Source organism: Dyella marensis, assembly GCF_049532885.1.
Classification (GTDB): domain Bacteria; phylum Pseudomonadota; class Gammaproteobacteria; order Xanthomonadales; family Rhodanobacteraceae; genus Dyella_D; species Dyella_D marensis.
The window spans coordinates 800,711-822,561 of record NZ_CP064029.1; the positions used below are offsets into that span (position 1 = coordinate 800,711).

At 64.6% G+C, this 21,851-nt stretch carries 11 protein-coding genes; 8 read left to right on the forward strand and 3 right to left on the reverse strand.

Annotated elements, in window-relative coordinates; translation table 11 throughout:
- Window positions 1-190 precede the first annotated feature (190 nt).
- The 8 genes from ISN75_RS03515 to ISN75_RS03550 all read left to right on the forward strand — a co-directional run bounded on the left by ISN75_RS03515 (window position 191) and on the right by ISN75_RS03550 (window position 19,694).
- Window positions 191-14,350, forward strand: a complete 14,160-nt coding sequence (locus tag ISN75_RS03515) for a putative Ig domain-containing protein (RefSeq protein ID WP_343819397.1) — start codon at window positions 191-193, stop codon at window positions 14,348-14,350.
- The gene (locus tag ISN75_RS03520) at window positions 14,347-14,706 is read left to right on the forward strand and encodes a hypothetical protein (RefSeq protein ID WP_167252450.1); all 360 of its coding nucleotides are present in this window, start codon (window positions 14,347-14,349) and stop codon (window positions 14,704-14,706) included. The genes ISN75_RS03515 and ISN75_RS03520 overlap by 4 nt, the downstream gene beginning before the upstream one ends.
- A 15-nt stretch (window positions 14,707-14,721) precedes the next feature.
- Window positions 14,722-14,961, forward strand: coding sequence for an antitoxin Xre/MbcA/ParS toxin-binding domain-containing protein (locus tag ISN75_RS03525; protein ID WP_167252449.1), 240 nt, complete (start codon window positions 14,722-14,724; stop codon window positions 14,959-14,961).
- 155 nt (window positions 14,962-15,116) lie between these two features.
- Window positions 15,117-15,632 (forward strand): ribonuclease toxin immunity protein CdiI, encoded by a 516-nt coding sequence (gene cdiI / locus ISN75_RS03530; protein ID WP_343819396.1) that lies wholly within the window; start codon window positions 15,117-15,119, stop codon window positions 15,630-15,632.
- 610 nt (window positions 15,633-16,242) lie between these two features.
- The gene (locus ISN75_RS03535; protein ID WP_167252444.1) at window positions 16,243-16,560 is read left to right on the forward strand and encodes a hypothetical protein; all 318 of its coding nucleotides are present in this window, start codon (window positions 16,243-16,245) and stop codon (window positions 16,558-16,560) included.
- Window positions 16,561-16,819: 259 nt separating this feature from the next.
- Entirely contained in the window at window positions 16,820-17,614 is a 795-nt protein-coding gene (locus ISN75_RS03540) for a nucleotidyltransferase domain-containing protein (protein ID WP_343819395.1), read from the forward strand.
- A 266-nt stretch (window positions 17,615-17,880) separates the two neighbouring features.
- Window positions 17,881-18,933, forward strand: a complete 1,053-nt coding sequence (locus ISN75_RS03545; protein ID WP_343819394.1) for a sensor histidine kinase — start codon at window positions 17,881-17,883, stop codon at window positions 18,931-18,933.
- Window positions 18,933-19,694 carry a response regulator gene (locus ISN75_RS03550; protein ID WP_343819393.1) on the forward strand — a complete coding sequence of 254 codons (762 nt, stop codon included), beginning with the start codon at window positions 18,933-18,935 and terminating at the stop codon, window positions 19,692-19,694. The genes ISN75_RS03545 and ISN75_RS03550 overlap by 1 nt, the downstream gene beginning before the upstream one ends.
- On the opposite strand, the gene ISN75_RS03555 is transcribed toward ISN75_RS03550, so the two are convergent.
- The 3 genes from ISN75_RS03555 to ISN75_RS03565 all read right to left on the reverse strand — a co-directional run bounded on the left by ISN75_RS03555 (window position 19,659) and on the right by ISN75_RS03565 (window position 21,844).
- Window positions 19,659-20,393, reverse strand: a complete 735-nt coding sequence (locus ISN75_RS03555) for a TorF family putative porin (protein WP_343819392.1) — start codon at window positions 20,391-20,393, stop codon at window positions 19,659-19,661. The genes ISN75_RS03550 and ISN75_RS03555 overlap by 36 nt on opposite strands.
- 333 nt (window positions 20,394-20,726) lie before the next feature.
- A complete protein-coding gene (locus tag ISN75_RS03560) occupies window positions 20,727-21,221 on the reverse strand; it encodes a gluconokinase (protein ID WP_343819579.1) in 495 nt (164 codons plus the stop codon).
- Window positions 21,222-21,235: 14 nt separating this feature from the next.
- Window positions 21,236-21,844 (reverse strand): TetR/AcrR family transcriptional regulator, encoded by a 609-nt coding sequence (locus ISN75_RS03565; RefSeq protein WP_167252439.1) that lies wholly within the window; start codon window positions 21,842-21,844, stop codon window positions 21,236-21,238.
- Between the last annotated feature and the right edge of the window lie 7 nt (window positions 21,845-21,851).

Here is a 21,851-nt window from a genome sequence, read left to right on the forward strand (position 1 = left end):
CCTGAGCAGTTTGGACCATGCACTGCAGCTCAAGCGTTTTTATTTACGGCGCAAGAAAATAACGCAAGAAAATACTTCGCGTCATCACGCAAATTCACCCTAAACTTTTCCCCGCATTCCTGGATTGAGACAGAAGGACGGACTGAAAAACGGTCCGCGCATTCTTCGTTCGAACATCCAGGAAGACTTCATGGTTGCCGTGATTGCAGGAAATGGTCTGGGGCTGGGCAATACCTCGCTGACGCAGCTGGGCCAGGCGCAAGGAGGCGCATCGAATCTGGGGCAGGCGCAGTCGCGCCAGTACGTCAATGCAGCCAACGGCAACCTGGTGCTGCAGGGGCAGGACCAGGGCCTGCTGTTCGACGACCTGCCGCTGAACCAGCTGCGCACCTACAACAGCTTGAGTCCCGGCGGCGGCAGCCAGGGCTGGCTGTTCGGTTTCAGCCGCAGCATCGGCGGGCTGGCCGGGACGGTGAACACGGCAGGCAGCACGGTGTCGCGCGTGGCGGATGACGGCTCCATGGTGAGCTACGCCTACAACGCCAGCGCCGGCGCCTACCTCAGCACGGGACAGAGCGGCAGCGTCGACACGCTCACCTGGAATGCCGCCAGCTCCAGCTGGACCCGCACCGATGGCGCCAGCCGCCAGCAGGAGACCTACAACGCCGCCGGCCAGCTGACCGGGCTGAGCTCCCCCGAGAGCGGCGCCAGCTACAGTTTCGGCTACAACGGCAACCAGCTCACCACGATCACCGCCAGCGATGGCGATGTGCTGACGCTCGGCTATGACGGCAACGGCCGACTGGGCAGCATCTCCGTCACCGAAGTGCCGCCCGGCCAGACTGCGGTCGTGACGCGCCAGGAGGTGAGCTACACCTACGACGCGCAGGGCCGCCTCGGGACCGTCACCACCACGCTCGCCTCCGACACCAACAGCTCCAGCTCCGCCAGCTACACCACCACCTACGGCTACGATGGCAGCAGCGACCGCGTGGCGTCGGTGACGCAGAGCGACGGCACGGTGGCCAGCTACACCTATGCGCAGGACAGCCAGGGCGTGTACCGCGTCGCCAGCGCGACCACCGGTACCGGCGCGTCCGCGCAGACGGTCAACTTCAGCTACGACTTGAACGGCGACACCACCACGGTGAGCAATGCGCTCGGCCAGGCGTGGACCTACGGCTACAACGCCGCTGGCCAGCTCACGCAGGTGACCGCACCCAGCGTCAACGGCGCCAGTCCCGCCACGCATTACAGCTATGACGCCAGCGGCAATCTGCTGCAGTCGGTGGATGCGAACGGCGCGGCCACGCGGTACAGCTACGACGCGAACGGCAACCTGCTGAGCGTCACCGATGCCACCGGCCACGCGGTGAGCTACACCTACAACGCCGACAACCAGGTCACCAGCAAGACCGTCTACGCCGTCGCCGCGCAAGGCACGCCGGGGCAGGGCGGCTACGTGGCGCCTTCGGGCGCGCAGACCACCTATTACGTCTACGACGCCGGCGACCGTCTCAACTTCACCGTCGATCCGCTGGGCGCCGTGACGGAACACGACTACACCGTGTCGGCCGCCGGCCTCAGCGAGCTGAGCACGACGCGGACGTACCTCGGCGCTTCCTACGACACCAGCGCCGCCACGCCCGCCAACCCGCCCAGCCTGGCGAACCTGCAGGCCTGGGTGGCGAGCAGCCCGGTGCAGAACACGCTGGCGCAGGCCACGCGCACCGACTACAGCTACGACGTGCGCGGCCAGCTGGCCTCCAGCACGGTCTGGGGCACGCTGGCCGCGGATGGCACCGGCGCCATGCAGGGCGGCAATATCGCCTACGACGCGGTGCAGACCAGCTACACCTACGACGCCAGCGGCCGCCTGCTGCAGACGATCCGTCGCAGCGGTACCGATCGCTCGTCCCTGGCCACCACCAGCTACGCCTACGACGGCATGGGCCGGCTGATCGGCAGCACCGATGCGCTGGGCTACGTCACCAGCTACACCTACAGCGACAGCCAGAACACGCTGGCCATCCACCAGGCCAATGGCCTGGTCACCACCGAGGTGCGCAACAGCGCGGGCCAGCTGGTCAGCCGCACGCAGGCGGCGACGGGGCAGCCCAGCCGCGTCACCAGTTACCTGTACAACGCGGCGGGGCAGTCCGTCGCCACCATCGACCCGGCCGGCAACGGCAGCTTCACCTTCTATGACGCGGATGGCCGCGTCACCGGCACGGTGGATGCCACTGGCGCGGTGACGGCTTACGCCTACGACGCCGATGGCCGTGTCGTACGCACCACCGACTACGCCACGCCGGTCAGCACCAGTGGCTGGATCAGCGGCGGCGCACTGACGGCAAGCCTGCCCGCGGCCTTGCCGGTGCCGAGCGGCAGCGCGGACGACCGTATCGCCGACAGCGTGTACGACAGCGCCGGCCGCGCGGTGGCGAGCATCGACGGCCTGGGCAACGTGGTCACCGTCAGCTACGACGGCGCCGGCCGCGCGCTGAGCAGCCTGGCCTATGCCACGCCGCTCACCGCCACGCAGCGCGCGGGTCTTGGCACGCCGCCGACGCTGTCGGCCTTGAACGCCGTACTGGCCAGCAACAGTGCCGACCGTCTCGCGCAGACCGTCTACGACGCCGACGGCCGCGCAGTCGCCAGCATCGACGCGGCGGGCTACGTCACCATCACCAGCTACGACAACAGCGGCAATGCGGTGCTGGTCACCGCATACGCCACCGCGCTCACGCCGAGCCAGCGCAGCGGCCTGGGTACGGCGCCAACCCTGGCTTCGCTGCAGGCCGTGGTGACGAGCAGCAGTACGGACCAGATCACCCGCAACTACTACGACCGCGAGAACCAGCTGGTCGGCAGCATCGACCCGGCCGGCTATCTGACGGTGCGCAGCTATCAGGAGCTGACCACGGCGTCCTATCCCACCGCCGTGCGCATGGAAAGCGACATGCGCTATGCGCAGCCGCTGACCGCGGCGCAGATTGCCGCGCTGCCCGCCCATCCGGGCTATAGCGACCTGGTCGCCGCTGCCGCCGCGGCGGGCCAGTCCGCGGGTTCCGCCCTGCAGCAGGTGCAGCGCTTCTACGATGCCGACGGCCGCCTGGCGGAAGTCGATGCCATCAACGGCGCGGAAACCACCTACACGCAGTACTCCTACGACAGCGCCGGCCGCCAGGCGCGGATCAAGCTGACCACCTCGGGCGTGGCGCTGACGGCGGAGCGTTCGACCATCACCGTGTACGACGGCTACGGTGACCTGGTCAGCACCACGGATCCGGTCAACGCCTTCGCCGGCTACACCTACAACACGCTGGGCCAGAAGACCCAGTCCAGGGACGCCGCCGGCAATATCACCTGGTACTACTACGGCAGCGACGAGCGCCTCGCCTACACTGTGCAGGGGCAATCCAGCGGCAGCACGCTCAATGCGCTGGCCAGCGTCACGGCTTACACCTACAACGCCTTCGGCCAGGTCACGGCCAGCACGGCGTATGCCAGCCTGCTGAGCCTGGTCACCAGCGGCAGCAGTAGCGGCACCACACTCAATGCCAATGCCGCCAGCACGGCGGACGTGGCGGCGGCGGTTGCGGCGCTGCCTGCCAGCGCTGCCGATCCCAACCAGCAGGTGAGCACCACTTACGACGCCGATGGCAACGTGGTGATGGTCACCAGCGGCGACGGCTACCACACCGCCACCGCCTACGACGCGTTCGGCGACGTCAGCCAGGTCACCCGCCAGCTGAGCGGCGCCGGCAGCGCGCTCAGCGGTTCCAACAGCACGGTGACGCAGTACGCCTACGATGCGCGCGGCGAGCGCGTACAGGAAACCGATGGCGTGGGCGGTGCCGCGTCGCAAGCCAGCTCGGCCACCTACGATGCCTTCGGCCGCGTCACCAGCCGCACCGACGCCAACAACAACGTGGTCACCTACAGCTACGACCCGCTGGGCCGCCAGGTCGGGAGCAGCCAGACGGTGCAGGGCCAGGTGCGCACCACGCAGACTACGTACGACGCCATCGGCCGCGTGCTCACCGCGGTGGATGGGGTGGGCAACACCACCACCTACCAGTACGACCCGACCGGGCTGACCACCACCATCATCACCCCGGGCGGCATCCACACCGTGGTGACCAAGGACCCGTTCGGCGACACGCTCACCGTGACCGATGGCGCCGGCAACGTCACCACCTCGACCTACGACGCCGACGGCCGCCTGCTCACCACCACGGACGCGCTGGGCAATGTCCGCACCAACCACTACGACCTTGACGGCAACCTGAGCCAGACCGCCTACGCCGTCGGCAGCAATTTCTCCTACAAGGATGTGAGCTACACCTACGACGCCGCCGGGCGCGTGCTGACGCAGACCGTCGACCCGGGCAGCGCGGTCACCACCTATGCCTACGACGGCGAAGGCCGCCGCCTCAGCGTCACCGACCCGCTGGGCACGGTCACCACTTACAGCTACGACGCCGACGGCAACACGCTCACCCAGGTGCAGGACGCCGGCAGCGGCAAGCTCAACATCACCACCACCTACAGCTACGACGGCGCCGGCAACGTGCTGACGGTGACGCACGGCGCGGGCACGTCCGCCGCCACTGCCACTCAGTACGTCTACGACAACCTCGGCCGCCTGACGCAGAAGATCGACGATCCGTCGAACCTCGCCCTGAGCACGCGCTACACCTACGACGGCGACAACCATCTGCTCAGCGTCACCGACGCCGGCGGCAACGTGACGCGTTATGTCTACGACGAGGCGGGCGAGAAGGTCTTCACCATCGATCCCACCGGCGCCGTCACTCGCATGTGGTACGACGCCGACGGCCGCCTCACCACCACGCGCGGCTACGCCACGCTGCTGACGGCGAACCAGCTCAGCGCGCTGGGTGTGGCGCCGACCCTGGCCGCCGTGGCGGCCGATGTCACCAATACCGCCAGCGACAGCTATCAGCAGAGCGTCTACAACGCCGACGGCCAGGTGGCCTACGCGCTGTCCGGCACCACGCTCAACGCCACGCAGTACAGCTACAACGCGGACGGCCAGGTCAGCCAGGTGCGCCGCTATGCCGCGCCGCTGTCGACCGGCAGCATCAGCCCCACGGCGACCTCGACTGCCGTTGCTTCATACATCACGGCCGGCAGCAGCGACCTGCAGAGCTGGAGCGCCTACGATGCCAATGGCGAGGCGGTCTACCAGATCGACGGCACGGGCGGCGTTACCCAGCGCGTGTTCGATGCCAACGGCAATGTCACGCGCAGCATCGCTTACGCAACAGCCTTGACCGCTGCGCAGCTGGCCGCGCTCGGCAGTGCGCCGACGGCGGCGCAGGTCGCGGCGGTGGTGACCACCAGTGCCGCCGATCGCAGCAGCTATGCGGCATATGACGGGCTCGGGCAGCAGCTGTACGCCGTCGGCGCCACGGGCGCAGTGACGCAGACCAGCTACGACGCCAACGGCCGCGTGACCGCGACCACGGCCTATATCAACGCGCTGACGCCAGCACAGCTCGCCGGCCTGGGCAATGCGCCGACCGATACGCAGATCCATGGCCTGCTTACCGCCAGCAACTACGATCGCCACAGCTACGCGGTGTACGACGCGGCCGGCGAGCAGCGCTACGCCATCGACGCGATGGGCAACGTCAAGGAAACCCGCTACGACGCGGCCGGCCGCGTCACCGAAGTACTGGGCTATGCGAATGCGGTGGCGGGCGTGCCGGGAACGCTCGCGCAGGTGGCCACCGCGGTTAGCGCCGCGGGCAATACCGATGCCAACGCCCAGGCCACGCTCTATCTCTACGACAGCGCCGGCCGCCAGCGCTTCACCGTGCGCCAGAACCAGGGCGGCACGGTGGGCGCCGTCACCGAGCAGCGCTACGACGCCAACGGCAACATAGTTGCGCGGATCGCTTATGCCAACACGTTGGCGTTGAGCACCAGCCAGCCGCTCAGCGCGCAGTTGAACACGGCGAGTGTGGCCAGCGCGGTGGCGGGCACGCCGGCTGCGGGCATGCAGATCACCAGTTCGGTCTACGACGCGGACAGCCGCGAGATCTATCACGTCGACGCGCTCGGCGACGTCACCCAGAACGGTTACGACGCCTTTGGCCGCACGGTTTCGGTGCAGCAGTACGCGCATGCGATCACGGTGCCGGCGAGCATCACCGCGGCAACCATTGCCGCCGCCGTGGCAGCCGCGGGCGGCGCCACCGGTGCCCGCGTCAGCACCACCACCTACGACACGCGCGGCAACGTGCTCAGCACCGGCGATGCGCTGGGCGTCAATACCACCTACAGCTACGACGGCCGCGGGCTGAAGACCGGCGCCACCAACCGCGACGGCGCGGCATGGACCTACAGCTATGACACCACAGGCCGCCTGGTGCAGACCGGCAGCCCCGCGGTGACCGTGGGCAGTTACAACACCGGCGGCGCCCTGCAGAGCGCCGCGAACCAGTATCTCTACACCACCACCGCTTACGACACGTTCGGCGAAGCGACCAGCGTTACCCAAGGCTATGGCACCGCACCGACCGCGATCACCGCGGTCAGCACCGTGCATTACGCCTACGATGCCGCGGGGCACAGGGTGCAGACCACGGACGCGATGAGCGGCGTCAGCACCGCCACCTACGATGCCTTCGGCGATCAGGTGGTGAGCAAGGACGCGAACGGCAACTACGACTACCGCGTCTACGACAACGACGGCCGCCTGATCGGCGCCATCGATGGCGCGGGCGGCATCACCTCGTGGAGCTACGACGCTTACGGCAATGCGGTCAGCGCCGCGCAGCACGCCGCGCCCTTCGCCGGGCTGGGCGGCAGCTGGACGGCCGGGCAGCCGGTCACGCCGGATCAATTCAACTCAAGCACTTCCAGCGGCGACCGCATCACCAGCACCACCTACGACCAGTGGAACCAGAAGACCCAGGTAACGCAAGCCGCCATTTCGATGACGCTGGGCATGGGGCCGCTGGCGGGGCAGAGCGCCACTGCCGCGCCAACCACCGTCTATACCTACGACGCCTACGGCAACCTGGTCACCAGCGCGGTGCTGCTGCAGCCGGCCTTGACGGTGGGCGGCACCAGCTCGCCAGCGGTATGGGCGACCACCAACACCTATTACGACGCACTGCACCGTGTGGTGATGGTGGTGACGCCCACCGGCAGCTATACGAGCCCGCAGGGCTATGTCACCACCACCGCCTACGACGCGTTCGGCGAAGTCGCCACGCGTACGGACTATGCGCAGGCGATCAGTGCGAGCGGCCTAAGCACGTCGACCATGCCGGCGCTGCCGCCGGCGGGCAACCAGACCACCGGCGACAACCGCGTCACCACCTACGCCTACGATGCGATCGGCCGCGTGCTGAGTCAGACGCTGACCGGCGACGTGGGCTATGTCACCAGCAACGGTGCGACCCAGGGTGCGCTCAGCAGCGGCAACCCGACCGACGCGATCAGCGCCAGCGTCACCAGCTATACCTACGACGGCGAAGGCCGCGTGCTGAGCAAGTCGGTCAACGGCATTGTCACCACCACCACCTACGACGCGCTGGGCCGCGTGGCGACGGTGACCGATCCGGCGCGCCAGGCGCTGGTCAGCAACTGGGCGGCGCTGCTGCAGAGCAACCCCGGCTGGGATCTCACCACCGCCTCGCTGTATACCTCGGTCAGCCCCGTCACCAGCTACGTGTACGACGCGCAGGGCCATGCGCTGAGCACCACCGTGGCCGCCGGCGGACTGTCGCAGCAGAGCCTGGCCGTCTTCGACGCGGCGGGCCGGATGACCTCGTCCACCGATGCCGACGGCACGCGCCACAGCAAGACCTACGATGCCAATGGCAACCTGCGCACCGACAGCTACACGCTGACCGGTTCCACCACCGTCACCACCACCAACACCTACGACGGCAACGACCAGCTGCTCAGCACCACCGTGCAGCGCAGCGGCACGGCAACCTACGACAGCTACATGCAGCAGCAGCGCAATGCCTTCGGCGAGATCTCGGCCAAGGGCGACAACAACGGCTACGAGCTGAGCTACACCTACAACGTCGCCGGCCAGCTGCTGACGTCCACGGACAGCAAGACCGGCGTCGTCCACACCATGAGCTACGACCTGGCCGGTCACCTGATTTCCGATAGCGCATCGGGCCAGGCCACCACCAGCACGCTGGACCTGAGCGGCCGCGTCGTCACCCGCCTGTTGCCGGCCACCAATGCCACCAGCGGCGCCAATACCGCGCACAGCAGCTACGGCTACGACCGCTGGGGCAATGTCATCAGCAGCACCGATGCCAACGGCAATACCACTACCTACACCTACGACGACCAGGACCGCCTGTTCCAGACCACCGAGGCCAGCACCCTGGTGGTGTCCGCGCAGGGCAACTACGCCAACGCCAGCTCCACCACCGTCAGCGCCTACAACGCCAACGGCGAGCTGATGGGAAGCAAGGACGAGAACGGCGTGTGGCTGTGGAAGACCTACGACAGCGCCGGCCACCTGACCATGGCGCAGGATGGCGTGGGCAACCGCACCTATACCGCCTACGACGCACTGGGCCGCGCCGTGGCCCAGCAGACGCCGCCGGCGCAGACCGCCACCGGCACGGTGGCGCAGATCACCTTCACCAGCTACGACAATCTCAACCAGGTGACGGGGCAGGGCTACTTCCAGCTCAACGGTGCGGGCACCGCGCGCAGCATGGTTACCCAGCAGACGCTGGTGCTCGATGCCAACGGCGACCGCATCCAGGTCACCGACGCGCTGGGCAACAGCAGCTACTACACCTACGACGGCCAGAAGCGCGTGCTGAGCAGCCAGACGGCCCTGCAGCATGCCAACAGCCAGTCCAAGACCTACGGCTACGACGTCAACGGCTATCTGATCCACCAGGTGGGTGCCAACGGCAACAGCCAGAGCTGGGTCTACGACGCCTTCGGCCGCGTGCAGAGCCACGTCGACGAAAGCGGCGCCACCTACAACTACACCTACAACGCCACCACCGGCCTGCTGGCGACCGAGACCAGCAACTGGTCGCCGACCGGGCCGGCCGGCAGCACCACCTCCACGCTGACCTTTACCTACGAGGCGGACGGCCAGGTGGCCAGCCTCAATGAAGTGGTCAATGGTGCAGCCTCCAACTACACCTACAGCTACGACGCCAACGGCAACGTGGTGCGTGCCACGGTCGCCACGCAGGATGGCGGCGGCACGGCGGTCGGCAATCAGACGCTTATCGGCTACGACAGCCACAACCGCGTGCAGGAAGTGACCGTCGAGAATGCCGCCGGCACCGTGGCGACCATGCGCAGCGTGTATGTCTACGACGCCGCAGGCAATCGCCGCGCGGTGTTCACGGCGAATGCTGCGGGCCCCAATGGCGCGGCGGCGACGCCGATTCCGCTGACTGCCGGCGGGCCGACGCTGACAACGGCGCTCACGGCGCAGAGCGTGCCGCCCGGCACGGCGCTGAACTACGCCATCGGCGGCAATTTCAACGATGTGCTGGGCATGGGCCTGAGCTATGCCGTGAGCGGCATGCCGAGCTGGCTGAGCTTCAACGCGACGTCGCAGACCTTTACCGGTACGCCGCCGGTGCCGACCGCGGTGGGCAGCAGCACCATCACGGTGGTGGCGACGGATGCGCTGGGGCATACGGTCAGCACGACGGTTGCAGTGGCGGTGCAGGCGGTGGCGCCGGTGTTCAGCGGTGCCGTCAGCAACCAGACGGTGCAGCCGGGCGCGGGGATGAGCTATACGGCGCCAGCGGCCACGGATAACAACGGCGAAGCCGTCACCTATACCGCCACGGGTTTGCCGGCGGGCCTGACCTTCAATGCTTCGACGCGGACGATCAGCGGCACTATCAGTTCCATCGCGGCGGCCACGTATGCCATCACCTACAAGGCGACGTCGACTTCCGGCACCAGCGTCAGCACCAGCTTCAACATCATCGTGCCGGCGGTGGCGCCGGCGTTCACCGGCGGCATGACCAACCAGACGGTGCAGCCGGGCGGTTCGCTCAGCTACCAGGCGCCGACAGCAACTGACGCCAATGGCTATACCGTCAGCTACAGCGCCAGCGGCTTGCCGTCGGGGATCAGCTTCAATGCCTCCACGCGCACCTTCAGCGGTTCGCTGACCACGGCGGGCACGTATACGGTGACGTATACGGCGACGTCGAGCGCGGGGACCACGGCGTCGCAGACGTTCACCATCACGGTGCCGGCGGTGACGCCGGTGTTCACCGGTGGCGTGAGCAATCTCAGTGGCACGGCCAGCGTGGTGATGAATTCGTACCAGGCGCCGACCGCCACTGACGCCAACGGCTATGCCATCAGCTACAGCGCGAGCAATCTGCCGCCGGGGATCAGCTTCGATCCTTCGTCGCGCATCTTCAGCGGTACGCCGACGACGGCAGGGACGTGGACGGTGACGTATACCGCCACGTCGACGGCGAATACGGTGGCGTCGACGACGTTTACCATCACCGTGGGCGCGGCTTCGGCGCCGGTATACAACGGAGGCATGCCCACCGGCATCACCTTCAATGCGGGTGATTCGGAAACCTGGACCGTACCCGCCGGCGCTTTCAGCAATCCGATGGGGCGTCCGCTTTCTTACAACCTCCAGGGCAACAAGCCGCCAGGCGTTGAAATGAGCCCTTCCGGCGTGATCACCGCCAACGTGCCGGCAAGTGCGTTGAAGCAGGGGTACTCCTGCAGCGTCGTGGCTTGGGACCCTGCAGACAGTCTGTCTGTGAGCGTGCCTCTGCGCATCCAGATCCTGACCGGCATCGGCACCTTGTCCGCGCAGACCATGAGCGCGGACGCATCCAGCCCGGCGCCGGAAATGATGTCGGTCCAGACCGCGCAAGCTACCCAGGCCACCACGCCCAACGTCGTCGCCGACTGGTACACCTACGACGCCGACAACCGCGTGGTGGTGGCGAACGGCGCGCTGCAGAACGGCCAGATCCTGATGACCACGGCCACCAACTCCGCGTCCAACGCCTACGACGCGGCGGGCAACGTGGTGACCTATACGACGGAGCAGAGCGCCGGCCAGTACACCACCCAGCGCAACAGCTACGACGCGCTGAATCAGCTGACCATGATCCAGAACGAGGCGCCGGGCAGCTCCACCTTCGCTACCTACGAAACGCGCAGCTACGACCTGGACGGTCGCCTCAGCAGCGACGTCACCTGGAACCTGCCGGGCCACCAGGGCGCAGGCACGCTCAACGGCAACGTGGTCACCTTCAACGACGCCGGCTGGGTCGCCACCGACACCTTCTACAGCTACAACGCCGACGGCGAACTGGTCGACCAGAGCGAATACGCCGAGGAAGGCGCGCAGGCGCTGATCAACCAGTACGGCAACAACGTCGCCACGAGCTACCAGGACACCACCGCGCCTAGCGCACCCAGCGGCGCCACGGCAGGCTCGCTGTACCTGGCCACCGAGAAGAACTACGCGGCGGCCGGCCCCGGCTATGGCTACGACGCCGATGGCAATGCGCTCGGCTACCGCGTCACCACCGGCAGCGTCTCCACGGTGGTCAACGGCAGCCCGGTGAGCGGCACCATCGGCTACCAGAACGCCTACATCAAGCAGAACGGTCTGCTGCTCGCCAGCACCACGCCCACGCTGATCAGTGGCGGCGGCACGGTCAATCAGCCCACGGTGAACACCTATAACGACCTGGGCGAACTGAGCAAAACCACCGGCACCGTCAACGGCACCAGCCAGACCCAGGTGATGGCCTACACCGCCGGCGGCCAGATGGCGCAGCAGAGCACCACCACCAGCAGCGGCACCGTCACCACCACCTACGAGTCGGTGAACGAGCAGCAGCTGGGCAGCGTGGATACGGCCGGCGCCATCAACGTGCTCAGCACCACCGGCGGCTACAGCAACAGCACACAGGGCGCGCAGAACTACACCGTGCGTGCGGGTGACACGCTGCGTTCCATCGCCATGGCGGTGTACGGCAACAGCAACTACGACTACATCCTGGCCGAAGCCAATGGCCTGTCGATCGACAGCACCCTGCCGCTGGGCATGGTGCTGCGCATTCCGCAGGTCACCACCAGCACCAATGCCTACGACAACTTCCAGCCGTACTCGCAGGGCACCTTGCTGGGCGGCGGCGCGGCGGCGTTCGATACGGCCGGGCAGACGGTGGCTTTGTCGATCGAGGCGCAGCTGAGCCAGCAGTCGGCCCTGGCCAAGACGGTGGCGCAGATCGAGCAGGCCGCGCAGCAGTGGGCCGCGCAGCAGGCGGCGGCGCTGGCGGCGCAGCAGGCCGCGGCGAAGGCGGCCGCGGCGGCGCAGATGGCGGCGGCGCATGCGGCGTCGGCGCAAGCCGCGGTGCAGGTGGCGTTGGCGGCGAAGCAGGCAGCGCAGCAGGCGGAGGACGACGCGAGGCAGAAGGAGGCCGAGCAGCAGGCGGACCAGGCTGCAGCGGATGCGGCGAATCCCGGCAATGCGATTGCCGGGCTGTTCGGATCCGGCGGGGGTGGCAATACCGTCACCAACCCGTTCAACTCCTCGTATATCCCGCCGATTCCTGCCGACGACGGCATCGATATCAGCGGCGACCTGAACTTCGACGACAGCTCGGGCGGCGATGATGGCTGGGGCAGCTCCGACGATGGCTGGGGCGGTTTCGGCAATTACTTCGGCGGCAATTACGACACCGGGTCGTCGTATGACTATGGTTCTTACGGCAACGATTGGGGCGCCGATGATTGGGGTTCGGGCGATACGGGTAGCACCGATGAAACCGGCAGCAATGACGCTGCCGATAACAGCGGTGACACCACGTCGGACGATCCCTCGCCGTATGAGCAGCAGATTGCGCTGGATGACCAGCAGATTGCGGATTCGGAGCAGCAGATAGCGGCGTCGGTGCAGCAGATTGCGGTGTCGAATGAGCAGGTGACGCAGGCGAACGATGCGCAGGCGCAGGCTAATGCGGAGTATGCGCAGTATCAGGGGCAGTATCAGCAGGCGGTGCAGGAGGCGCAGCAGGCGCAGGCAGAGGCGACGCAGCTTGGGAGTACATTGGCAAGCGCTATGACCGTTGGGGCCATGAATTCGTGGTCAGATCCTGACGTTAGCCATATCAATCTGCAGAGTCAGCAGGATGTGTGGGCCGCAGCGGCTTTGGAGTCATCTAGCCAGTCTGGTGGCTCGGAGCTGAGCAATTTCATAGCGCCAGGCAATAACAGCGTCGGTAGTACCGCTATGAGCGCAATTCCTTACGGCGGCTATCAGGGAGATTTACTCGGTGTTGGGCCAGCGGACTATCAAGGTGGTCCCGTTTACTCTTTGCATCCGCTCGACTACACATTGCCTGCCTATCAGTCGGCAGAAACGTTTGCGTCACAAGACGAATCGCCCGCAACGGTGGTCAATCTCAACCCGTCGAACGTATTTTCACAGGGCAATCCATCCTGGCTCAGCCAGGCGGACGATCAAATTCATGGATTCAATGAAATCGTTCGCAACGAACTGGCGGACGAAGGAGCCCAAGATCTTCATGACGGCAATCAGGCCGCTTTTGTTTGGGGGGGCATTAAATACTCCTTCTATCAGACCTTTATGCCCGACAGCGTCGAGCAGGGGGTTGTCGGAATAGTAGGAGGCAAAGTGGCTGGCGCTGGTATCGGCTATCTCGCCAAGGGAGCGGTTTCCATTGCGCCAATCCTAGGACGTGATGTTGGTAGCCTGGCCGGAGATGTGGGCAAGTCGGTAGGAGGCTTGCTCGATAACTTGCGTGGTTCGGCTGGCAGCGTCGATACTCTCCCGGGCCCAGAAGCCCCAGGCGAGATGCCTGAGGCACCGGAAGCTGTTCCAAACAGTACACCTCCAGTTCCAAACACGGGACTTACTGGCGTGCCGATCAATGGGGCCACTAGGAGCGTTCCGCTTGGGTTTGAATCTGAGACCCAATTCCACGCTGCTTCGCAAGAGCTTATAGATGCGATGGCTGAGAATGGATTTAACGATGCGACTGTTGGTGTGCGAGGAAGCTCAGTCACCGGCTTTGGCAGCAATCCGCGAAGCCCGACGTTTGGACAGCCATTTGGTCCATCAAGCGACATTGATCTTTTTGTCGAAAGTTCGGATGTGGTGTCTGCATTCAAGAACCAGCCGAACTTCATACACCCTGATCGCATGATCGATGCCTATCCCAATCTTGACGCATGGAGTCAAAAATGGAGTGAGATACTTGGTAGGCCAGTATCCCCCGCCGCCTGGAAACCGGGCGCGCTTCCGTCAACTCCTGCTATTTTGGTTAAGCCGCAATGAAGCATGTGAATCTGTTAATGGCCTCGGTGCCGGAAGAGACGATGGCTACGCTGGCAGCGAAGATATTTCCGCTGCTTGGTGTTGCGTCTTATGAAGAGCGTTTTGGTAGCCATTATGTGGAAGAGCGCTATTTTCTTGGCGAAACCGATCAGGTTGAGGTTAAGGTCATGCTTTCCGATGACCAGGATCATTCGGACCGGCCGTTCTGGGTCCGAATAAGTGCCCGGGGAAATGGCATGGACTTGGGCGATGAGCTCATTGAAAAGCTAGTCCGAGAGAGGCTTCTCCCATCGGGCTTACGAGTGGCGCGAATCGACAAATTTGGACAGGTTGGAGAGCGGAGGTCCGACTACTAAGGCTACTGGATATTGATGTCTCTAAGGCATCAGCTGATTGATGTTCTCGCTGTAATCGAGGGGATATCGCGCGACCACGATCGAGCTGTTGCCTGGCTGCAGGAGCCGATCGCGACGTTTGGCGGCAAGACTGCACTAGAGCTGGTCGCCGAAGGCCGCACCGAGGACCTGTTGGGTTCCTGGCCTCGGTCGAATCTGGCTATGTCGGCTGAATCGGCGGCCCACGACGAGCACGTGACATCGGTAGCGCGATGATCTGCTACCGATGTCACGCACGGAGAGGTTGATGAGCTACGCCACCGACGACAGGCCGATAAAGGGCTGGAGGTAGTTAAAGAGCCGTCTGCTCATTTAACTACCTCCGGCCATTTTTGGGGACTCATAACTAATTTTCATCCACGGTGAGCGGTATGGGCGGCGACATCTTTGAAAAAGTCGACTCAAGGACGGATCCAGATTGGATCGTTAAAGAGTTCTTCAACTCAATTTATTTCCAAGGTCGTTTCCTTTGGGCTCTTCCGTTGATTTTGGAAAGGAAGGGTTGTGGTGTTAATGAGGATTACTGTTTTTTCCCTGACGATTCCGATCCGAGTCCTGAGTACCACTTCAGTGGAGTGAAGGTTGGGTTGATGGATAGCGAGAAATTGCTAACAGAGGAGGATCTGTCAAAATTTCTTCATGAGGCTTGCGACAAGTATGTGCTCTTACATCCAGAAGATAAGTCGCAGCTAGAAGGGATTATGGAGGAGGCATCTTTAAGGGGGCATTCGATAAGGTCCGATAAAGGGCCGGAGGTAGTTAAAGAGCCGTCTTTTCGTTTAACTACCTCCGGCCCTTTTTTTGGGGATATGGTTCTAACAGTGGTGGCACAGAAGAGGTTTGCTGCCGGCGGTATCGCTGGCTTCCTTGTGGCTCTTCATCTGTGAGGTCGTTCAAGGCGGTGCAAGACATGCGTTCCTGCTTCACGTCAACCCTGCAATGCCATCGGATATGTCTGTAAATGGTGCCAATTGGGCACAACGCATGGGTGCCCCTACAGACAACCCAAAATCGATTTGATAGTTTCGCAGGCGTTGCTCGCGGTGTGTTTTCAAGGCGTGTCGCGAGCAGCCATGGCAGCAATGCTGTGAGAAGCGCGGATCGCAGGAGTTCGCACCTCCTACGACCCGCTGACCATCACCAACACCAGGAGTTGATCATGGCTGTGCCAGATCATACGGGATTCGCACGCTCGCCGATCCCCAGGGCGACACACCCACCGGCCATCCGGGCCGTCCGACGACCGCGCGGACGCGGTTGAAGAACCGCGGTTTAAGAGTTTTCGTAGGAAAGAATCCGAGCCGTCTTACCCGGCACGTCGCCTTGCGCGACGGCGAAAACCTCTGACGCCGCAACCCACTTCCTCAATCAAGCCGCCCGGCGCCCCCTCCAGGGGCCGCCGGTAAACCCCGAGCCCGTAAGGTCGGCGGCGCGTCGTGCTGTCTGGCGGCGCGCCGTTTTACGCGGCGGGGCGCGGTGCTTAGCAAGGAGTTGCTTATGGATATGTTTGGCGAACCGTGGATCGTGCGTAACGCTGTTTATTATTCCGACCCGGAAGCGGGGCCGGATGCTTTGTTGAACGATGCGACGGAGTGGTTGCAGTACGCCTATCACTCGATTCGGGTTCTGGCGGATTTGGTGCAAGAGGACCGCGATATCGATACGAAGCGCTTGCCCGTGATGCTGGAGGGGATCGGGGTGTTTATCGATATGGGCGCAAGGTGTGCGGCGCAGGCGCATTTGCGGATGCAGTGGTTGGAGGTGGAGCGCGATGCCGCTTGCGCGACAACCGACGCCGATCCGGATGCCTCATAAACCCGCTGGCGACACCCTCTCAACTCCCTCTCCCCGCCGGGGAGAGGGTTGGGGTGAGGGGCCGGGCGGAGCGGTGCGCGGAGGGTCGTTACAGGCGCCAAAGCTTTTCCTCGCCTTGTAGAAGCGCCACCGCAAGCACCCGCCCCTCATCTGCCTGCCGGCATCTTCTCCCCGGAGGGGAGAAGAGTTCAGTAGCGGGGCTTTTGAAGTTACTGCACGATGCGTGCTTACTACGCCAGCCTTTGATCCAAGAAACCCCATGCCGACAAGCTCCCGTCTACTCCAGGCTGCCTATCCCGCCGCATCCGAGTCCGTAGCAAAAGGGCAGCTTTCCCGCACCGAAGCCCTGGCCCTCTCTCGCCAATTCATCCAGCACCACCACCCCGACGCCATCGCCGCCTACGGCTTCGGCTCCGCCTTCAGCGATAACTTTCGCCCACACTCGGACCTCGACCTGGTCATAGTGCTCCCCGAAAGCACGGCGCTGCGCAGCCGCTGCCTGATATTCGACGGCGTGCCGATCGAGGCGCATATCTTCGGTGCGGACGGGATCGACCCGATCATCCATTTCTCGCGCCGGCACGGGAATGCGACGGTGCTGTTGCCGATCGCGCATGGCGAGGTGCTGGTGGATTCGCACGGGCAAGCGGAAACGATCAAGCACCGCTTTACCGCGGCGTTTGCAGCGGGGCCGCGGGCGGCCGATCCGAGGCTGATCGATACGCTGCGCCACTTCGTTACTACGCAGTTGCTGGATATCTCCGGTGGGCTGGTGCCGGAGGAGGCCTTGATGGTGGCGACGGGGGTGTATCCGTCGTTACTGCAGCTGTTGTTTCTGTCGAGCCGGACGTGGCGGCATCGGGGGAAGTGGGCGGTGCGGTATGGGGAGGCGATCGTCCAGGATATGTCGGCGAAGGTTGCGCAGGCTTATGCGAAGGCGGCGGTTGGGGATTTCGAGGAATTCTTGGCGTTGGCGGTGGGGATACTCGATCGTGCCGGTGGGCCGCTGTGGGCGGGGCATGAGGAGGAGTTGGTTTTGCAGAAGGGGCGGTGAGGGGGCGACGCGGCAAGCTGTGTCGCGCCGACACCGCCCCATCGTCATCCCGGCGTAGGCCGGGATCCAGTGGCGGCATAGTCAGATTGTCGCGAAGAACTTCAAGGGCAAAAACGTTGGACGCATTCGCCCGGATGCGCCGCCTCGCTACTGGATCCCCGCCTGCGCCGGGATGACGAGTAGGGAGGGCTTTCTTTATGCCTTCTATACGCGCTTCGGTTTAGCGCATACCGCTTCTTTATGCGCGCCGCCGCCACAATGGCGGCATGCATTCCATCCTCGCGCGGACGCCCCGCTCATCGTTGCGCGGCCTGCTTTCCGCCGTGGTCGCCTGCGCACTCGCCACCGCGGCGGCTGGCCTGCTGCTGCGAGTGTTCGACCTCTCCAACGTGGTCGCGCTGTTCCTGTTCACCGTCGTGCTGGTGGCATTGCACTGGGGCAAGCTGGCCGGTGCCGCGGCGGCGCTGGTGGGTGTGCTCAGTTTCGATTTCTTCTTCGTGCCGCCGGTTTATTCCTTCCATGTATCGGATGCGCAATACCTGTTCACCTTCGCGCTCACCGTGGCGGTGGCGTTCGTCACCGGCCGCAGTGCGGAGCTGGCGCGCGAAGCGCGGTTGCGGGTGGAAGGGGAGCGGTTGCGGCATGCCTTGCTCGCTGCGGTTTCGCATGATCTGAAGACGCCGCTCACGGCGATACGTGGCCTGGCCGAGACGTTGGAATCGGCGGATCGAAGGCAAGCCGAAGTGGCACGTTCCATTCGCCAGCAGGCGGATGCGCTGCATCGGCAGGTGGGCAATCTGCTGGATATGGCGCGGATGCAGGAGCAGGGCGTGCGGCTGCAGCTGGAGTGGCAGGCGATCGGCGAGGTGGTCGAGTGTGCGTTGGCGGTGGTGGTGGGCCTTGGCGAGCGAAAGATTCGTGTTGATATGCAACCGGCGTTGCCGTTGGTGGAGATCGATGCCTGCCTGTTCGAGCGCGTGTTGATCAACCTTCTGGATAACGCGGCTAAGTACACCCCGCATGACGCGACGATCGAGATTGGAGCTTGCGTGGTGGGCAAAGAGTTGTGTCTGCATGTGAAGGATGACGGCCCCGGTTTGCCGCGTGACATGGCGCCTGAAGCGCTGTTCCAGCCATTCACGCGTGGCGTGCGCGAGTCATCCATCGGTGGCTCGGGGCTGGGTCTGGCGCTATGCAGGCGCATCGTGGAAGCCCACGGTGGTGCGATGCATGCTGTCCCGGGGCTTCTCGCCGGCGCCCGCTTCGAGATACGCCTGCCTTTGCGACGCCCTCCTTCCATCGAACGGGAGCGCGACTGATGAACCGGCCACGCATCCTGCTGGTGGAGGACGAGCCGGATATCCGCCGTTTCGTGCGGCTGGCGCTGGAGCGCGAAGGGATGGCGGTGTTCGAAGCGGGCAATGTGTGGGATGCCCGGATCGCCGCTGCCACTCGGCAACCGCAAGTCGTCGTTCTCGACCTGGGCCTGCCTGATGGCGACGGCAAGGACTTCATTCTCGACCTGCGCGGCTGGTCCAGCGCACCGGTGCTGGTGCTGTCGGCGCGTGAGCATGAGCAGGAGAAGGTGGCGGCGCTGGAAGCCGGCGCCGACGATTATCTGGCGAAGCCATTCGGCGTGGTGGAGCTGATTGCACGCGTGCGCGCCCATCTGCGCCGGGCGAGCCTCGTTGCGCAGCATGGCGCGGAGCTGTCGACTATCCACTTCGGCGAAGTGGCAGTTGATCTCGCCACTTACGAAGTGCAACGCCACGGCACACCAGTCCACCTCACGCCCATCGAATTCCGTCTGCTCGCGGCGCTGATCCGCGGTCACGGCAAGGTGCTCACCTATCGGCAGCTGCTGATGGCCGTATGGGGGCCGGGCTATGCCGACCGGCCCCACTACGTTCGCGTCTATATGAACAACCTGCGCCAGAAGCTGGAACACGATCCGGCACGTCCTTGCCATCTGATTACCGAGCTGCAGGTGGGTTATCGGCTGGCGGGCATCCGGCGCGAAGACACCGTGCCCGCCATGCCACCGCTAGAACGTCGCCTTGATGCCCGCCACCACGCGTGAGCCGTAGATATCGCCGGAGCCATGCGCGCTGGTATCCCAGTAGCGCAAGTCGAGCGAAGTGTGGCCGTTGATGGCCCAGGTCAGGCCGAGGTTCCAGGTGTTGTAGGCGAAGCGGCTGGCGCTGCCGTCTTCGTGGACAGTGGCGTGGGCGATGGATTGGCGGCCCCAGGCGGCGGAGGCGCTCCAGGTGGCGTTGATGGCATAGCTGATGTTGGCCTCGCCGTAGGTGGCGCGCCTGGAGATGCCTGGGAAGTTGGGGGAGTGATAGGCGGCCACGCCTAGGGTGACCGGGCCGAAGATGCGCGAGGCGCGCAGATAGGTTTCCGCGTACGACTCGCGCAGGCCGCGGGGCTGGTGGCGGTAGCCGTAGTAGATGTAGCCGAAGTCGAAGTTGATGCCGGCGATGGTTGGCCGCCAGCCGCCGTAGAGATCGATTTCCTGGCTGGTGCGGGTGTCGCCGGAAGGCGAGAAGTCGACGTTCGATGTCCACGCGCCGAGATACCACTGCTTGTCATAGGTGACGTCGGCGCCGGCGAAGCCAGAGGGGCGCTCGTTGGTCTGGCTGATGCCGCGGAAAACATAATCGGATTGCGCGCCGGCGTTGAAGGTGGCCTGCCATGCGCTGGCGTCTTGCGCATGGGTTTGCGTGACGGCACCGGCTAGCAGCACGGCCAGCGCGAGAGAAGAAACGTGGTTCATCGTGATCATCCGCAGGAAGCGGTGCGCGAGCGGGCTTGCGCACCGAGTGGAAACTGCTGCGGATGCTAGGAATGGCCGTCTAAAGACGGCGGTGGATTTTGGCGGCGGATATCAAGACCGCATCAAGAATTCTCGCGAGCCGCCCGCCTTTGCTCCCTCTCCCCTCCGGGGAGAGGGCTGGGGTGAGGGGCCGGGCGGAGCGGTGAGCCGAGGCTCAAAAAAGCCTAAGAGCTTTTCCCTCACTTCGTAGGAAGGCCGTGGCTAGAGCGACCCCTCATCCGGCTGCCGCCACCTTCTCCCCGGAGGGGCGAAGGGGTTCTTTCTATGGGGCTGTCAGCACCACCAGGCGGCGATATTTTCGACGATCGCTTCCAAAGGAGCAGTCGCGCGCACCGACAACACATGCTGCTCGTTGTGCGGTGATTCCAGATCCCGAAACTGACTCTCGATCAACGTCGCCGGCATGAAATGCCCACGACGATGCGCCACCCGTTCCCTGGCCTCATCCGGCGTCAACTCCAGATACACAAACCCCAGCTCAGGCACCGCCGCCCGCAGCATGTCCCGATAGCGCCGCTTCAACGCCGAGCAAGCCAGCACCACGCTTTCGCTACCGGCCACCGCTTTGGCCAACTCCTCGCCAAGCCGCGCCAACCACCCCGCGCGGTCCGCATCGTCCAGCGGAATGCCCGCACTCATCTTGCGAATATTGCTTTCCGGATGAAACGCGTCGCCCTCGATCATGCGCGCGCCAACACGTTCGCACAGCGCAATGCCAACCGTGGACTTGCCGCAACCGGCTACGCCCATCACCACTACGGCAGGCATCGCCGTCACGGCGATTACTTAAAGAACGTCGAATTAAACATCACCCCAAGCACATGCATCGCCGCCTCGTCCGTCAGCTCCTTCGGGATCGTCTCGTTGAAGAAGCGCATGCCGTCGATCAAGGCCATGGTGCCGAACGCCAGGTCCTTCGGCGGGGCGGGGGGCTCCGTGCCCATCATCTTGTAGAACTGCTCGATGATCGAAGCGATGTCGTCGCGCTTTTCCAGGCAATAGGCATTGAGGCGCGCGCGGAACTTGGCGTCGCGCAGGGCCAGCACGCGGGCTTCGGCCCACAGGATGAAATTCTTTTCGTCGCGGTAGACCTGCAGGTAGTACTGCGAGATCTGCGCCTGCATGTCCGCGATGGACAGCGGGGCGTCGAGGATCTTCTGCAGATCCTGCTGCACGCACTGGTGGTCCTGGCTGAGCAGGGCGATGAACAGCTCGGCCTTGCTCTTGAAGTTGGAATAGAACGCGCCGCGGGTATAGCCGGCGTGCGCGGCGATGTCCTCGACGCTGGCGGCGGCGAAGCCTTTCCTGGCGATCACATGGGCGGCCGCTTCGAGCAGACGCTGGTTGGTCTGGTCGCGGCTTTCTTCGCGGGTCAGTCGTTTACGTGCCATGGGGCGA

Excerpts from the sequence above, each read along its gene's own strand:
- ISN75_RS03515 (WP_343819397.1), top strand. The coding sequence starts at position 191 with ATGGTTGCCGTGATTGCAGGAAATGGTCTGGGGCTGGGCAATACCTCG.
- ISN75_RS03545 (WP_343819394.1), top strand. The coding sequence starts at position 17,881 with ATGCATTCCATCCTCGCGCGGACGCCCCGCTCATCGTTGCGCGGCCTG.
- ISN75_RS03550 (WP_343819393.1), top strand. The coding sequence starts at position 18,933 with ATGAACCGGCCACGCATCCTGCTGGTGGAGGACGAGCCGGATATCCGC.
- ISN75_RS03555 (WP_343819392.1), bottom strand. The coding sequence starts at position 20,393 with ATGAACCACGTTTCTTCTCTCGCGCTGGCCGTGCTGCTAGCCGGTGCC.
- ISN75_RS03535 (WP_167252444.1), top strand. The coding sequence starts at position 16,243 with ATGGATATGTTTGGCGAACCGTGGATCGTGCGTAACGCTGTTTATTAT.
- ISN75_RS03525 (WP_167252449.1), top strand. The coding sequence starts at position 14,722 with ATGTCTCTAAGGCATCAGCTGATTGATGTTCTCGCTGTAATCGAGGGG.
- ISN75_RS03540 (WP_343819395.1), top strand. The coding sequence starts at position 16,820 with ATGCCGACAAGCTCCCGTCTACTCCAGGCTGCCTATCCCGCCGCATCC.
- ISN75_RS03565 (WP_167252439.1), bottom strand. The coding sequence starts at position 21,844 with ATGGCACGTAAACGACTGACCCGCGAAGAAAGCCGCGACCAGACCAAC.
- ISN75_RS03520 (WP_167252450.1), top strand. The coding sequence starts at position 14,347 with ATGAAGCATGTGAATCTGTTAATGGCCTCGGTGCCGGAAGAGACGATG.
- ISN75_RS03560 (WP_343819579.1), bottom strand. The coding sequence starts at position 21,221 with ATGCCTGCCGTAGTGGTGATGGGCGTAGCCGGTTGCGGCAAGTCCACG.
- cdiI (WP_343819396.1), top strand. The coding sequence starts at position 15,117 with ATGGGCGGCGACATCTTTGAAAAAGTCGACTCAAGGACGGATCCAGAT.